This is a genomic window from Mesorhizobium sp. RIZ17, assembly GCF_051127865.1.
In the GTDB taxonomy this organism is placed as follows: domain Bacteria; phylum Pseudomonadota; class Alphaproteobacteria; order Rhizobiales; family Rhizobiaceae; genus Mesorhizobium; species Mesorhizobium humile.
On the sequence record NZ_CP147861.1, the window covers coordinates 1,885,984 to 1,899,138 of the forward strand.

15 protein-coding genes are annotated in these 13,155 nt (G+C 63.5%); 7 read left to right on the forward strand and 8 right to left on the reverse strand.

Annotation, left to right across the window (positions count from 1 at the left end):
• Positions 1-23 precede the first annotated feature (23 nt).
• From WDX12_RS09365 to WDX12_RS09380, 4 genes are read right to left on the reverse strand one after another with little or no spacing between them, the layout of a single operon-like run.
• Positions 24-242, reverse strand: a complete 219-nt coding sequence (locus WDX12_RS09365; protein WP_434724682.1) for a hypothetical protein — start codon at positions 240-242, stop codon at positions 24-26.
• Positions 220-444 carry a helix-turn-helix domain-containing protein gene (locus WDX12_RS09370; protein ID WP_434724683.1) on the reverse strand — a complete coding sequence of 75 codons (225 nt, stop codon included), beginning with the start codon at positions 442-444 and terminating at the stop codon, positions 220-222. Before WDX12_RS09370 ends, WDX12_RS09365 begins: the two co-directional genes overlap by 23 nt.
• A complete protein-coding gene (locus WDX12_RS09375; RefSeq protein WP_434724684.1) occupies positions 431-694 on the reverse strand; it encodes an RNA polymerase sigma factor in 264 nt (87 codons plus the stop codon). Before WDX12_RS09375 ends, WDX12_RS09370 begins: the two co-directional genes overlap by 14 nt.
• On the reverse strand, positions 687-1,025 hold the full coding sequence (locus WDX12_RS09380; RefSeq protein ID WP_434724685.1) for a MarR family transcriptional regulator: 339 nt from the start codon (positions 1,023-1,025) through the stop codon (positions 687-689). Before WDX12_RS09380 ends, WDX12_RS09375 begins: the two co-directional genes overlap by 8 nt.
• A gap of 501 nt (positions 1,026-1,526) precedes the next feature.
• Here WDX12_RS09380 and WDX12_RS09385 point away from each other — a divergent pair.
• The 5 genes from WDX12_RS09385 to WDX12_RS09405 all read left to right on the forward strand — a co-directional run bounded on the left by WDX12_RS09385 (position 1,527) and on the right by WDX12_RS09405 (position 4,669).
• A complete protein-coding gene (locus WDX12_RS09385) occupies positions 1,527-2,039 on the forward strand; it encodes a hypothetical protein (RefSeq protein ID WP_434724686.1) in 513 nt (170 codons plus the stop codon).
• Positions 2,040-2,050: 11 nt separating this feature from the next.
• On the forward strand, positions 2,051-2,560 hold the full coding sequence (locus WDX12_RS09390) for a hypothetical protein (protein ID WP_434724687.1): 510 nt from the start codon (positions 2,051-2,053) through the stop codon (positions 2,558-2,560).
• A gap of 231 nt (positions 2,561-2,791) precedes the next feature.
• The gene (locus WDX12_RS09395) at positions 2,792-3,139 is read left to right on the forward strand and encodes a hypothetical protein (RefSeq protein WP_434724688.1); all 348 of its coding nucleotides are present in this window, start codon (positions 2,792-2,794) and stop codon (positions 3,137-3,139) included.
• A 220-nt stretch (positions 3,140-3,359) separates the two neighbouring features.
• Positions 3,360-3,950, forward strand: coding sequence for a DUF308 domain-containing protein (locus WDX12_RS09400; protein WP_434724689.1), 591 nt, complete (start codon positions 3,360-3,362; stop codon positions 3,948-3,950).
• Between the two features lie 131 nt (positions 3,951-4,081).
• Positions 4,082-4,669, forward strand: a complete 588-nt coding sequence (locus WDX12_RS09405; protein ID WP_434725599.1) for a TetR/AcrR family transcriptional regulator — start codon at positions 4,082-4,084, stop codon at positions 4,667-4,669.
• 166 nt (positions 4,670-4,835) lie between these two features.
• Here WDX12_RS09405 and WDX12_RS09410 read toward each other — a convergent pair whose 3' ends face one another.
• The 4 genes from WDX12_RS09410 to WDX12_RS09425 form a co-directional block, all read right to left on the reverse strand.
• Positions 4,836-6,365 (reverse strand): YifB family Mg chelatase-like AAA ATPase, encoded by a 1,530-nt coding sequence (locus WDX12_RS09410; protein WP_434724690.1) that lies wholly within the window; start codon positions 6,363-6,365, stop codon positions 4,836-4,838.
• 189 nt (positions 6,366-6,554) lie between these two features.
• Positions 6,555-7,496: a glutathione synthase gene (gene gshB / locus WDX12_RS09415; RefSeq protein WP_434724691.1), complete on the reverse strand. Its 942-nt coding sequence runs from the start codon at positions 7,494-7,496 to the stop codon at positions 6,555-6,557.
• A gap of 79 nt (positions 7,497-7,575) precedes the next feature.
• Positions 7,576-7,950 carry a GtrA family protein gene (locus WDX12_RS09420; RefSeq protein WP_434724692.1) on the reverse strand — a complete coding sequence of 125 codons (375 nt, stop codon included), beginning with the start codon at positions 7,948-7,950 and terminating at the stop codon, positions 7,576-7,578.
• Positions 7,951-8,064: 114 nt separating this feature from the next.
• The gene (locus WDX12_RS09425; protein WP_434724693.1) at positions 8,065-9,069 is read right to left on the reverse strand and encodes a glycosyltransferase; all 1,005 of its coding nucleotides are present in this window, start codon (positions 9,067-9,069) and stop codon (positions 8,065-8,067) included.
• Between the two features lie 127 nt (positions 9,070-9,196).
• Between WDX12_RS09425 and WDX12_RS09430 the strand changes: the two genes are divergently transcribed.
• Both WDX12_RS09430 and WDX12_RS09435 read left to right on the forward strand, forming a co-directional pair.
• A complete protein-coding gene (locus tag WDX12_RS09430; protein ID WP_434724694.1) occupies positions 9,197-10,993 on the forward strand; it encodes a GtrA family protein in 1,797 nt (598 codons plus the stop codon).
• 263 nt (positions 10,994-11,256) lie between these two features.
• Positions 11,257-12,606 carry a putative bifunctional diguanylate cyclase/phosphodiesterase gene (locus WDX12_RS09435; RefSeq protein WP_217578399.1) on the forward strand — a complete coding sequence of 450 codons (1,350 nt, stop codon included), beginning with the start codon at positions 11,257-11,259 and terminating at the stop codon, positions 12,604-12,606.
• The last annotated feature ends 549 nt before the right edge of the window (positions 12,607-13,155 follow it).

Consider the following 13,155-nt stretch of genomic DNA (forward strand, 5'->3'; position numbering starts at 1 on the left):
GTGAGACCCTGCAAACTGACGCCTCAAAGTTCGGCTTCACCTGAGCCCTTTGAAATCGCAGGAACTTTCAACTTCTTCGCATTTACCCCTTTTGGAATCATTCTGCTCATGGTGGCTTCGCTAATTTCAAGCATGGATGCGATCTGCCTCTGAGAGATATCAGTTCTTAGCAACTGGAGAATAAGCAGCTTCTTTATCGAGCGCATCTCGGAGAGAAGATCATCCGCTTGCTTCTTGTCCATCATCGATATCCTGATTTCTGCTGAGTTTTTTGCTGGCTATTTCAGCTAATAGACCTTTGGGGAAGCAACGGCTAAGGCTGGTTCGATGCATACCAAGGGCGGAAGCTACTTGAGATTGTTTCAAGCCTTGCCTTACAAGGCCGAGAACTAAGAGTTTCTCTATCGAACTCAGTTTGCTGATCTCAGCATCATTCTTGGCCATTTTTCTCTCCAGTCCCTCGATTGGCCTTTGCGGCCGACCTCCTAAGGGCGCCATCCTTGCGCGCGTTTGAAAGCGCCACGCTAACGGTGTTTACTGTTGTTCCCAAAATATCAGCAATCTCGGCTGTACTGAGGCCCACTCGACCCAGAAACAAAATCTTCTGGTGCTGCGACCCTAATCCGGCAATCGCGAGGTGCGCTTGAAGGCGAATTAGCGTATCGATCTTCGCTGCAAGCGCGTCCTCAGCCATCTTTTTTCGTCCCATCTTTCTTCTTTGCGCTTTGTATGAAACGATCGGGAACCGGATAGACATGGACTGGCCTGTCCTTGCCACCTTCTGTCACCCTGATCATAACGCCTTCATCGATCCACCTCTTAATTGACTTACTGAGCTGGCCTGCATCTGTTTTGAGCAAATTTACTATTTCGGATTGGGTGCGCGTTCCGTCGCAAAGATTAAAAGCCTCATATGTCTTTGCGTTGGAAACTGGCGTCACAATCTCTGCCAACCGCTCTGGTGAGAATGTTTGCCGAGCCACCAGCGACATCATCGCCCGCAGATAGACCTCACTGTTTTCCATAGAACCCTCCGCTTCTGGAGGGAACATATGGGGAATATCGAATTTCAAACAATAGGCATTTTCTCGTAGTTTTCTCGAACGAGTTGGATGATAATCGGTGGTCAGTATCCGGTCAGTGAATTTCAGAGGATTATCATACGGTTAGGTGGGGAGACTTGAATCTCTCTTATCGGAGGGGCTGCCTGTGGAATCTGGGGATAGTTAAGGCCAAGACAATTAAATAACTTCTACGATTCCAAATTGCGCGGCTGATCTGGGGTACTAACCCTATGAGTCGAGTGATTCGATAGTAGGTTGAATGTTCGCTTATTCGACCCTCGATGATGCATCGCCAATATCGCCTGATTGACGAAGAGCGATCGGCTACAGAGAACTGTTGAGCCACAACTGTGATGGGCAAAGGAAACGCGGAACGCGCGATCCGCTGCATCCGGACAACTGACCACCCATTGAAAACGTCTCACCCTGGCGTATCCTCTCCCCGGCTAGGGGAGACATCACATGCGCTCCACTCTGGACACCATCTCCGCAATCGGCCTCGCCATCGGCGGCGCGCTGGGCATGGCGGGCACTTTCGTTGGCAGCGACGCGCTGCGCGAGACGCTGTGGGCCATCGATGGCGTGGCGATCGTTGTTGCCGCAGCACTCCTCACCATGAAATACCAGCGGCTGGGCAATGATCTCGTCGCGGCCGGCTTCCTGACTTTCCTGGCCGGCGAAAGCCTGCTTCTGGCCGGCAATGCGGCGGGGCTGCAGGCGAGCGTGCCTTCCTATGCCGGCGGCATTGCGCTGTGGGCGGCGGGGCTGGTCATGGTCAGCGCGCAAGCGACCTTCGCGCTCTGGATGCGGCTGACCGCTTTCGTCGCCGCGTTGCTCTTCGCCGTCTCGGTCTTGATGATCCTGTGGGGCGCGCCGCTTCTGCCCACCTCGGCGCCGCTGCCGGCGCTCGGCTATCCGTTCCTGGTCCTCACCTTCACCGGCTGGATCTGGACGCTGCTGAAAGCGGAGCGTTGAGTGGGAAGGCGATGGCCGCGCCGCTCGAAATCCGCAACAGCCCTTCGGGAAAGATCCTCCCCGCCCTCGGTCCATTTCTGCTTGGCGGCATTTTCGGCTTCGGCGCGCTGCAGGGCGTGGCGTCGGGCGCGGATGGCGGGCATGTGCTGTGGATCGCGCTGCTTAGCGCCGCCTGCCTGGGGCTCGGCGTCTTCATCGCGCGCGGCGCCTTCGACACGTCGGTCAAGGTGACGCTGAACAGCCAAGGTTTCCGCGATAGTCGCGCCGGCGATGTGCTGGTGCCGTGGAACAAGGTGCGCAGCGTGCGGCTCGCCGCCGGCGGCAAGGGCGCGGCGATGCTCAATTTCGAGCTCACCGAGGAGCCGCCCGACGCAATCCGTTACTCCTCCGCCAACGCCTTCGGCCTGATGCCCTTCGGCAAGACCACCGTGCACATGGAAATCTCCTCGCTCGACGTGCGCGGCGAGGATCTGGTGGATGCCGTGAAGACATTCGCGCCGCATGTGGTGGTGAGAAGGTAGGGCTCCCCCTTCTCCCCTTGTGGGAGAAGGTGGCCGCGAAGCGGCCGGATGAGGGGTGTTCCAGCGGAGTGAGGCGTCGGCCATGCGCACGTTGCGGCGAACGTCTTCGCCAAGCTGGAGCACCCCTCATCCGTCTCGGCGCTGCGCGCCGATCCACCTTCTCCCACAAGGGGAGAAGGGGAGGTCGCGCGGCTTCGCCACCCGTGCTCTACTCCCCGCGGGGACCTCGCCATGATTCGCGCTTTGCTCGCCGTTCTTTTCCTCACCTCGCCGGCCTTCGCCGCCGACATGTCGGTCTTCGTGCGCAACCAGCGCTCGGATGGCGTCGCGGTGGAGCTGTTCAGCCGCGACAGCGACAAAGTCTGGCCGGGCGACGACAAGGTGTTCCTCATCCGGCCGAAGGCGCGCAAATCCGTGCCGATCTCCTGCGAGCCGGGCGAGCGCATCTGCTGGGGCGCCTGGGTGGTCGGCAACGACCAGGTCTCCGCCGGCGTCGGCCCCGACAACGACCAGCCCTGCGACACCTGCTGCTTCATCTGCACCGAGCATTCCACCGAGACTGTAGATCTGGCGGAGTAGGCGAGGGCGCTGAAGAGCGTTTCACCGTTTCACGGAAACGGCGAACCGCTCTATCCCTTTGTTTTTACGCAATTCCGGACGGAAGGCTACGGCGAGTCGCCGAACCTGGCCGCTCACACTTTTCCTGGAATTGCTCCAGGCGGCCACTTCGAAACCAGCTTGACGGATCGTCATCTACCTTCTAGTAGGTAGGTAGCAAAACCAAAGGAAGATTATCGTCATGTCTGCACGAACGAACGGTCAGAACCGCGCCCAGTCCTCAAACGGCTGGCTCAAAAGCTACTATTATCTGCGCTTTGCCGTATCGGCTGCCTGGGTCCTGGCGGCCGTTACCGTCGCGAGGACAGTCCCGCCGCTCGCCGCAATCATGCTGGTCGCCTACCCCTTATGGGACGCGCTTGCGAACTACGTCGACGCGCGGCGCAGCGGAGGGCTTCGCGGCAACGGATCGCAGCTGCTCAATTTCGTCGTCAGCATCGTCACCGCGATCGCGGTCGCCATCGCGCTTGGCCGCGGCATGAACGCGGTGCTCGCGGTCTATGGTGTCTGGGCCGTCGTCTCCGGCGCATTTCAACTGCTGACGGCGGTTCGTCGCTGGAAGACCAACGGCGCGCAGTGGGCGATGATACTGAGCGGCGCCCAGTCGGCGCTGGCCGGCCTCTTCTTCGTCAAGATGGCGGGCGGCGCGGAAGCCATCGGCATCGCCAATGTCGCGCCCTATGCCGCGTTCGGCGCCTTCTACTTCCTGCTGTCCGCCGTGTGGCTTTCCGTCGGCGATATGCTTCGCAAGTCGCGGCAGGTCGCGAGTTGAGCTTTCTTCCGCCGGGCGTTAGGCATGATCCTGAAAAGTGGGAGCCGGTTTTCGGAGAAAGATCATGCCCCAACAAAAAGTTGGATCGTGATGGCGATTCAACGAAACGCCATCACGATCTAGGCATGTCCATGGATAAGCCCTCGAACACCGCCGATGACATCCTGGCCGCCGCGCGAAGCTTCATCGTCGCCGGCGGCTACAACGGGTTCAGCTATGCCGATATCGCCGAAGTGGTCGGTATCCGCAAGGCGAGCATCCACCACCATTTCCCAAGCAAGGTCGACCTCGTGCAAACCCTGGTCCGGCGCTACCTCGAGGATGCCGTGACGGGCATGACGGAGCTTGAGCGCAACGTGCCTGAGCCGCCGGAATTGCTGCGAACCTATGCCGGCTTCTGGGCGCAGTGCATCGAGGACGCGAGCAGGCCGATCTGCGTCTGCGCGCTGCTTGCCAGCGAGCTTCCCGCCCTTCCGCCGGAGGTTGCCGTGGAGGTCCGGGCGTATTTTCAGTTTCTGTCGGGTTGGCTGACCGGCGTCATCGAGCGCGGCGCCGCGCAAGGCTCACTGACGATCGCCGCCGCGCCGCGCGTGGAAGCGGAGGCCTTCATGGCGACCGTGCACGGAGCGATGATTTCCGCGCGGGCCTATGGCGACGTCCTGACGTTCGGCATGATCCTGGCGCCGACGCTGCAGAAGCTGATCCCCACGACCGATTGACGTGGGATCGGTCGGGGCGATCTGGCGTGGCTGCGGATGCGGCCCGACTAGAAACGCATAGGTCTAAAGCATGTCTCCCGAAAGTGGTCCCGGTTTCGGGACAAAGACATGCTTAAGATCAAAGACTTAAAGCAGGTTGCGTGAATCCTTTTTCACGCGACCTGCTTTAGGCCGCCTGCGCCATCCGCTCGGCGCTCATCCGGTAGGAAATCGCCTCGGCGAGATGGATGCGGCCGACCGTCTCGCTGGCGTCGAGGTCGGCCAGCGTGCGCGCCACCTTCAGCACGCGGTGATAGGCGCGCGCCGAGAAGCCGAGCTTTTCGCTGGCGTCCTTGAGCAGCGTCAGGCCGGCATTATCGGGCTTGGCGATCTCCTCGATGATCGAAGGCGGGCAATGCGCGTTGGTGGTGGCGCCGGCTCCCAGTCTTTCCAGCCGCTCGCGCTGCATGGCGCGCGCTCGCGCCACGCGCTGCGCAACCGCGCTACTCGTCTCGGCCTTGTCCGGCCGGATCAGGTCGCTTGCCGAGACCGCCGGCACCTCGATCCGAAGGTCGATGCGGTCGAGCAGCGGGCCGGAAATGCGCGCCTGGTAGTCGGTACGGCATCGCTCGCCGCGCAGGCAGCGATAGCCGGGCTCGCCCGACATGCCGCAGCGGCACGGATTCATCGCCGCCACCAGCTGGATGCGCGCCGGGTAGGTGACGCGGTGGTTGGCGCGTGCGATCATGCAGTCGCCGGTTTCCAGCGGCTGGCGCAGCGCATCGAGCGTCTGCGGCGTGAACTCCGGCAGCTCGTCGAGGAACAGCACGCCGTGATGGGCGAGCGAGACCTCGCCTGGACGTGCGCGCAGACCGCCGCCCACCATCGCCGCCATCGAGGCGGAGTGATGCGGGGCGCGGAACGGCCGCCGGTCGGTCAGCTTGCCCTCGCCAAGCTCGCCGGCGACGGAGGCGATCATCGACACTTCGAGCAGCTCCTTCGGCGCCAGCGGCGGCAGTATCGAGGGCAGGCGCTGCGCCAGCATCGATTTGCCCGAGCCGGGCGGCCCGACCATCAGAAGGTTGTGGCCGCCGGCCGCCGCCACTTCGACCGCCCGCTTGGCGCTTTCCTGGCCCTTGATGTCGGCGAGGTCAGGCAGGTCGCGCGCGGCGAGCTTTATGCCGGCCTCGGGCCGCGACAGCACCTGCGTGCCGCGAAAATGGTTGGCGACGGCGATCAGGCTGCGCGGCGCCAATATGTCGAAATCCTTGCCGGCCCAGGCCGCCTCCGGTCCGCAGGCGAAGGGACAGATCAGGCCCTTGCCTTCGGCATTGGCGCCGATCGCCGCCGGCAGCGCGCCGGCAACGCCTGCGATGGTGCCGTCGAGCGACAATTCGCCCAGCACCACATAGCCGGCCAGCATGTCGCCGGGTATGGCGCCCAGCGCCGCCATCAGGCCGAGCGCGATCGGCAGGTCGTAATGGCTGCCTTCCTTGGGAAGATCGGCCGGCGCGAGGTTCACCGTCACCTTCTTCGACGGCATCGACAGACCCGATGCGTGCAGCGCCGCCTGCACCCGCTCGCGGCTCTCGGCCACCGCCTTGTCCGGCAGGCCGACGATCTGCATGCCGACCTTGCCCGGCCCGACCATCACCTGGACATCGACCGGAACGGCCTCGATGCCCTGGAAAGCGACCGTGCGAACCCGCGCCACCATTTGTCTCAAGCCCCCGATATCGGCTCGCGTGATCCTGCGATCAGGCCGCGAGCGAAATCAGGCTAGACAACCACAGATTTTCGCCTTGGGCAAGAACATTACGAGAACGCGAGCAACTGCGCGCCTCGTTATTCTCCGGCGGCATTGACAAGCCCGATGCTTGGAGCGCCGCCTGCGTCGTGGCGAGAACTACCCCCGCTTCCCCTCCACGCAATCCCAGAACAGGGCAGCGATATCCGCGCCGCCGAAGCGCTGCACTTCGCGCACGCCGGTCGGCGAGGTCACGTTGATCTCGGTCATGTAGTCGCCGATCACGTCGATGCCGACCAGGATGAAGCCGCGTTCTTTCAGAGAAGGCCCGATGCGGGCGCAGATCTCGCGCTCGCGCTCCGTCAGCTCGGTCTTCTCGGCGCGGCCGCCGACATGCATGTTGGAGCGGGAATCGTGCTCGGCCGGCACACGGTTGATGGCGCCAACCGGCTCGCCGTCGATCAGGATGATGCGCTTGTCGCCCTTGCGCACGTCCTTGAGGTAGCGCTGCACGATATAGGGCTCGCGGAACAGCTGGCCGAACATTTCGAGCAGCGAGGCGAGGTTTCGGTCGGCCTCGTGCAGATGGAAGATGCCGGCGCCGCCATTGCCGTAGAGCGGCTTGACGATGATGTCGCCGAATTCCTTGCGGAAGGCCGCAACTTCCAGCGGATCCTTGGTGATCAGCGTTTCCGGCATCAGGTCCGGGAATTCGGTGACGAAGATCTTTTCCGGGCTGTTGCGCACCCAGGCCGGGTCGTTGACCACCAGCGTCTTCGGATGGATGCGCTCCAGTATGTGCGTGGTGGTGATATAGTTCATGTCGAAGGGCGGGTCTTGCCTCAGCAGCACCACGTCCATCGCGGAGAGGTCGGTGCGTACTTTTTCGCCCAGCGAATAGTGGTTGCCCTTCTCGTCGCGCACCTGCATCTCCTCGATGCGCGCGAAAACCTTGCCGTCCCGCAGCGACAGCCGGTCGGGCGTATAGTGGAAAAGCTTGTGGCCGCGCCGCTGCGCCTCAAGCGACAGCGCGAAGCTCGTGTCGCCGGCGATCGACACGGTGGAGACATGGTCCATCTGGACGGCGATCTTCAGCGGCATTTTTTCTCTCCGGCGTGCTCTGCCGCCGATATAAGGAAATCGGCGGCGTCTGCCAATCGTGCTCGCTTGGTGCAGACGCTTAGCGGTCGAAGACCAGCCTGGAATATCCGAGGAAGGACAGCGCCATCGCGACGATCGAGGCAAAGGCGAGCGCCGCCAGCGGCGGCAGCGCCGGCATTGCCAAGAGCAGCGCGCAATAGACCAGGTAGTTGACGATGCCGGTGGCGATGCCGACGCCGCCATAGCGCGCGCCTTCCTGCGCGATGCCCCGGCTCGACGGCGAGAAGGTCATATGGCGGTTGATCTGCCATGTGACGCAGAGCGCGAAGCCGATCGACAGCACGCGCGCCGAAAGCGGGCCGAGCGGCGTCGCGGCAAGCAGCAGCCAGAGCGCCGCCGCGTCGGCGACGAAGCCGATGCCGCCGGTAAGGGCGAAGCGGAGGAGGCGGCCCACTATGCCGCCCACTAGATCGTGATGGCGTTTCGTTGAATCGCCCTCACGGATCTAACTCTTTGTTGGAGCATGATCTTTCTCCGAAAACCGGTTCCCACTTTTCGGGATCATGCTCTAGGCCGCCCTTGGGGCCTTGCCCGGCTCGCTCTTCGGCGCGGCCTGCCCGGATATCCCGCGCTCGGCCCGGCCGGAGGAAATCGACAGGTAGAAGATGCGCTTCTGCTCGGCCCGGCCGCGCGATACCGAATCGAGGATGAGGCCGGTCATCATCGAGAGCATGGCCAGCAGCAGCATGCCGATCGACAGCACCCAGGTCGGCATGCGCGGCACCAGTCCCGTCTCCGCGAATTCGACCAGCACGGGGATCATCAGGCCGATGCTCGCCGCCAGGAAGAACAGCGCGAACGTGCCGAAGAAGCGCAGCGGCTGCGTCTCCTTCACCAGCATGGCGAACATCCACAGGATCCTGGCGCCGTCGCGGAAGGTCGACAGCTTCGACGACGAGCCTTCCGGGCGGCGGCCGTAATCGAGCGCCATCTCGCTTACCGGCAGCTTGAGCTGCGAGGCGTGCACCGACATCTCGGTCTCGATCTCGAAGCCGCCGGAAACGGCGGGGAAGCTCTTGACGAAGCGGCGTGAAAACACCCGGTAGCCGGAGAAGATATCGGTGAAGTCGGTCCCGAACAGGCCCTTGTAGAGGCGGTTGAAGACGCGGTTGCCGAAGGCGTGGCCGTTGCGGCCGGCATCGTCGGTCACGCCGCGCCTGGTGCCCACCACCATGTCGCAGCGCTCGGTCTGCAGCACGTTGATCAGCTGCGGCGCATCCTCCGGCGCGTAGGTGCCGTCGCCGTCGGCCATCACATAGATGTCCGCGTCGATGTCGGCGAACATGCGCCGCACCACATTGCCCTTGCCCTGGCGCGGCTCGCGCACGACGGTGGCGCCGGCGGCGCGGGCTTTCAGCGCCGTGAGGTCCTTGGAATTGTTGTCGTAGACGTAGATCGCGGCCGAAGGCAGCGTCTCGCGGAAGCGCCGCACGACATCGCCGATCGTCAGCTCCTCGTTGTAGCAAGGCAGGAGCACGGCGATGACCGGCTCGTGGCGGACTGCATGCGGCATGTCTGTCTCCGGACGCTCGATCAGCCTCCGGCCGCCTTTGTGCCGGCCCCTTCGAGCCGTTTTACTATTTATTGAAGCCGTTAAGGCTAGGTTTAAACCCGATCCTCTCCCTTCAAAGGCCATGGCAATGGGCACAGCCGAGAACGGCGCCGCCACCTGGAAGTCCGATCTGGTGCTGGCGCTGCTGGCCGCCCTGCTCGGCTTCGCCTTCAATGCATGGGCCGGCTTTGGCCAACTGACCGATGCGGGCGGCGACAACGACAACCTGCTGCGCCTCGTCGAGGTCCGCGACCTGCTGGGAGGCCAGGGCTGGTTCGACCTGCACCAGTACCGGATGGGGCTGGAAGGTGGTTTCGTCATGCACTGGTCGAGGCTGGTGGATGCGCCGATCGCCGCCATCGCGCTTGCCGCCTCGGCGCTCACCGGCAGCAGGCCGCTCGGCGAGGACGTGGCGCAGGTGCTGTGGCCGGCGCTGCTGCTTTGGTCGACCTTGTTCTTCACCGCCCGCGCCGCGCGCAGCTTCGGCGGCGGTGGCGCGGTGCTGCCCGCCATCCTGATCGGCGCGGCCGGCTATTATTTCATCGGCATCTACGACCCCGGCGCGCTCGATCACCACAACGTCCAGCTGATGCTCACCATGGCAAGCCTCGCTTTGCTGCTCGAAGCGCCCGCGCGGCACTGGGCCGCGCTATGGTCCGGCCTCTGCGCCGCGCTGACGCTCGCCGTCGGCATGGAAACCGCGCCCTACGTCGCCACCATCGGCCTTTGCGTGGCGCTGCTGTTCGTCGCCGATCCAAACGGCGAGCGGGCGATCGCCCGGGATTTCGGTCTCGGCTTCGCCGGCGTTGCGGCACTTGTCTTCGTCACCACCGTCTCGCCGTCCGCGTGGGGCGTGGCACAGTGCGATGCCTTCTCGGTCGCGCAGTTCGTCGTCGCGGCCATTGCCGGCGCGGGGCTGGCGGCAATCGCCTCCGTCGAGCCCGCCGCCGGCAGCTTGCGGCGCAGGTTGGTGTCGCTTGCGGCGCTGGGCGTCGCCCTCGGCGTGGTCGTGGCGGTTCTGTTCCCGCAATGCCTCTCAGCCCCCTACGCCTCCCTCGATCCGCGCCTCAAGGAACTGTGGCTCGACCATATCGACGAGGCCCAGTCGCTGTTCACGCTGCTTGTCCGCGATCCGGCGCGCGTGGCGGCGCGTTACGCCACGCCGCTGGTCGCGATCATCCTGATGGCGCTGCGTTTCCGCCGCGGCGGCTGGCGGCGGCAGGACAGCCTCGTCACGGCACTGCTCGCCGTCGCTTTCGCGGTCGGCGCCTGGCAGGTGCGCGGCACCACCTTCTCGATCGCCTTTGCGGTCGTTCCGCTGTCGGCCTGGATCGCCAAATGGCGGGCGCGGGCCGAAACCAGTTCCTCGCTCGGCGTGGCGCTGCGCCTTGCGGCCGTCTGGCTGGTCTCGATCAATCCGGTCTGGACGGGCGTCGCCGCGGCCGCCTCGGTGGCGTTGGAAAAAGGCAAGGCCGTCGCCGAGGGCGGCGCTGTAGACAAGACCTGCGAGAAGAAGGTCACCTTCGCGCCGCTCGGCGCCATGGCCGACACCACCGTGCTGACGATCTCCAATCTCGGGGCGCCGGTCCTCGCCTATAGCGGCCATCGCGCCTTCGCCGGCCCCTACCACCGCAATGTCGCCGGCAATCTCCTGGCGCTGGACGCCTTTCTCGGCTCGGCCGATGATGCGCGGGCAATCGTCGAGGCACATCGCGTCGGCGTCGTCGCCGTCTGCCCCGGCAATGTCGAGACCCTGATCCTGACCCGGAAGGCTCCGCAAGGCTTCCTCGCCGGCCTGCTGCGCGGCTCCGTGCCGGACTGGCTCGAGCCGGTCGGCGAGAAGGGCGGCCCGATCGAACTCTATCGTGTCAGGCAAGCCGGCTAGGCAATTCCCGAAAGCTCGAAACGGCCTTTCATCTGCAACTGCTTGAACGGAAGCTATATCTCGGGAAAAGACCGTTCGATATTTCCATTAGAAATTACGCATAAACGAATATTTGGGCTGGGTTGCCCTCTCTTGCCGTTAAGCTGAACAGCCGCCGGCGAGCCAAGCAACTCCCAGACGATGGAAAATCGATTTTCCGATACGTTTCCTAAACGCTTTGCTGCCAGTCTGGCCGAAAATACCGACATCAGAACAGAGGCATGATGCAAACGACGTTTGGCACCGGTCAGCCAGGCAAGGAAAACACGGATCTGGCCTTCACGGATTCGTTGACCGGGCTCGGCAACCATCGTCGCTTCTTCGACAAGGTCGATCGCCTGATAAGCGACCGCGCCGACGATCCCGCGCCCTTCACCGTCGGCATCCTCGACCTCGACGGCTTCAAGCCGATCAACGACCTGTTCGGCCACAAGGCCGGTGACGACATCCTGATCCAGGTGGCGATGCGGCTGCGCGCCTCGATGGATGGCTATTCCACCGTCTGCCGTATCGGCGCCGACGAATTCGCCTATCTCTACCCGATGGTGTTCTCGGAGGAGCAGGCGGCCGAGAAGTCGCGCATGCTGATCGAGATACTGTCGGCGCCCTATGATGTCGGCGAGCGCACCGCGAGGCTTTCGGCCTCGGTCGGCTGCTCGCTGTTCTATTCCGGCGACGAGACCACCGAGATACTCGTCAACAAGGCCGAGACCGCGCTCTATCACGCCAAGCGCTCGGGCCGCGGCCGCGTCGTCGTCTATACCCGCGAGATGGAGGAGGCGGCCAAGCGCGTCACCCGCATCGAGCAGGCGCTGCGCCGCGCCGTCTCGGCCGGCGAGGTCGAGCCGCATTTCCAGCCGATCGTCGACTTGAACAGCCGCCGCACCATCGGCTTCGAGACCCTGGCGCGCTGGACCGATCGCGACCTCGGCGTCGTGCCGCCATCCGTCTTCATCCCGATCGCCGAGGAACGCGGCATCATCGGCCCGCTGTCGCAGCTGGTGCTGCGCAAGGCGACCGAGGCGGCGCGTAGCTGGCCGAAGGAACTGTTCTTGTCCTTCAACCTGTCGCCCTCGCAGCTCGTCGACCAGAACACCGGCCTGCATATCCTGGCCATCCTCGACCGCACCGGCTTCGATCCGCGCCGGCTGGAGATCGAGATCACCGAGACCGGCCTGATGAACGATCCGGCCTCGGCCGAGAAGATCGTCGAGGATCTGCGCCGCGTCGGCATCCGCGTCTCGCTCGACGATTTCGGCACCGGCCAGTCGTCGCTCGGCCGCCTGCGCGAGTTCCATTTCGACAAGCTGAAGATCGACCGCGCCTTCGTCTCCTCCATCCTCGACGACCGGCCCTCCGAGCACATCATCCGCGCCATCCTCGCCATGTGCGAAGGGCTCGGCATGGATGTCGTCGCCGAAGGCATCGAGGACGAGGCGCAGGCCGATCGCCTCGTCCAGTTCGGCTGCGCCGGCGGGCAGGGCTATCTGTTCGGCAAGCCGGCCGACGCCGACGCTACGCTCGGCTATCTGCGCGATTCCTATCGTGGTGCGCTGCACGCCAAGGCGATCTGACTAAAGCATGTCCCCCGAAAGTGGGAACCGGTTTCGGGACAAAGACATGCGTAGAATCAAAAACCTAAAGCGCAGGGGAGCGAATCTGAAAGATCGCGACGCGCTTTAGTTCCCCAGCACAGGGATTTTGACCGGTCGGCTCTTTTTGCTTGGGCAGGTAGCATGCGTTGGAGATTGGCCGAAACGCCCCATCGCGATCGTCATTCTAGGGCGGAGCAGGAGCGAAGCTCCGTCGCGGAGACCCTAGAATCCATGTCGTTACCTTCGCCGAAGAGCGCAGCGGAGCAGAATTCTGCACCGCAGCAACGCTTCCAAGTCACGGCATGGATTCTATGGTCTGCGCCGCGTCGCATCGCTCCTTGCTCCGCCATAGAATGACGAGCTTGGGGCGGCTTCAACCAATCCCCGGCGTTTGCGCTGATTTCACGGAAATGAACGGAAAATCTTGCGCCAAAATAGCATTTCGCTGTTTCCGTGAAACGGAGAAAACGCTCTGGAGCTTTTCGACGGTTCGGAAGACCGGCGGCCGCTATCGTGGCGACGCGTCGA

What these genes read in the sequence shown, in the direction of transcription:
- WDX12_RS09365 (WP_434724682.1), bottom strand. Translation starts at nt 242, where the DNA reads ATGGACAAGAAGCAAGCGGATGATCTTCTCTCCGAGATGCGCTCGATA.
- WDX12_RS09370 (WP_434724683.1), bottom strand. Translation starts at nt 444, where the DNA reads ATGGCCAAGAATGATGCTGAGATCAGCAAACTGAGTTCGATAGAGAAA.
- WDX12_RS09375 (WP_434724684.1), bottom strand. Translation starts at nt 694, where the DNA reads ATGGCTGAGGACGCGCTTGCAGCGAAGATCGATACGCTAATTCGCCTT.
- WDX12_RS09380 (WP_434724685.1), bottom strand. Translation starts at nt 1,025, where the DNA reads ATGGAAAACAGTGAGGTCTATCTGCGGGCGATGATGTCGCTGGTGGCT.
- WDX12_RS09385 (WP_434724686.1), top strand. Translation starts at nt 1,527, where the DNA reads ATGCGCTCCACTCTGGACACCATCTCCGCAATCGGCCTCGCCATCGGC.
- WDX12_RS09390 (WP_434724687.1), top strand. Translation starts at nt 2,051, where the DNA reads ATGGCCGCGCCGCTCGAAATCCGCAACAGCCCTTCGGGAAAGATCCTC.
- WDX12_RS09395 (WP_434724688.1), top strand. Translation starts at nt 2,792, where the DNA reads ATGATTCGCGCTTTGCTCGCCGTTCTTTTCCTCACCTCGCCGGCCTTC.
- WDX12_RS09400 (WP_434724689.1), top strand. Translation starts at nt 3,360, where the DNA reads ATGTCTGCACGAACGAACGGTCAGAACCGCGCCCAGTCCTCAAACGGC.
- WDX12_RS09405 (WP_434725599.1), top strand. Translation starts at nt 4,082, where the DNA reads ATGGATAAGCCCTCGAACACCGCCGATGACATCCTGGCCGCCGCGCGA.
- WDX12_RS09410 (WP_434724690.1), bottom strand. Translation starts at nt 6,365, where the DNA reads ATGGTGGCGCGGGTTCGCACGGTCGCTTTCCAGGGCATCGAGGCCGTT.
- gshB (WP_434724691.1), bottom strand. Translation starts at nt 7,496, where the DNA reads ATGCCGCTGAAGATCGCCGTCCAGATGGACCATGTCTCCACCGTGTCG.
- WDX12_RS09425 (WP_434724693.1), bottom strand. Translation starts at nt 9,069, where the DNA reads ATGCCGCATGCAGTCCGCCACGAGCCGGTCATCGCCGTGCTCCTGCCT.
- WDX12_RS09430 (WP_434724694.1), top strand. Translation starts at nt 9,197, where the DNA reads ATGGGCACAGCCGAGAACGGCGCCGCCACCTGGAAGTCCGATCTGGTG.
- WDX12_RS09435 (WP_217578399.1), top strand. Translation starts at nt 11,257, where the DNA reads ATGCAAACGACGTTTGGCACCGGTCAGCCAGGCAAGGAAAACACGGAT.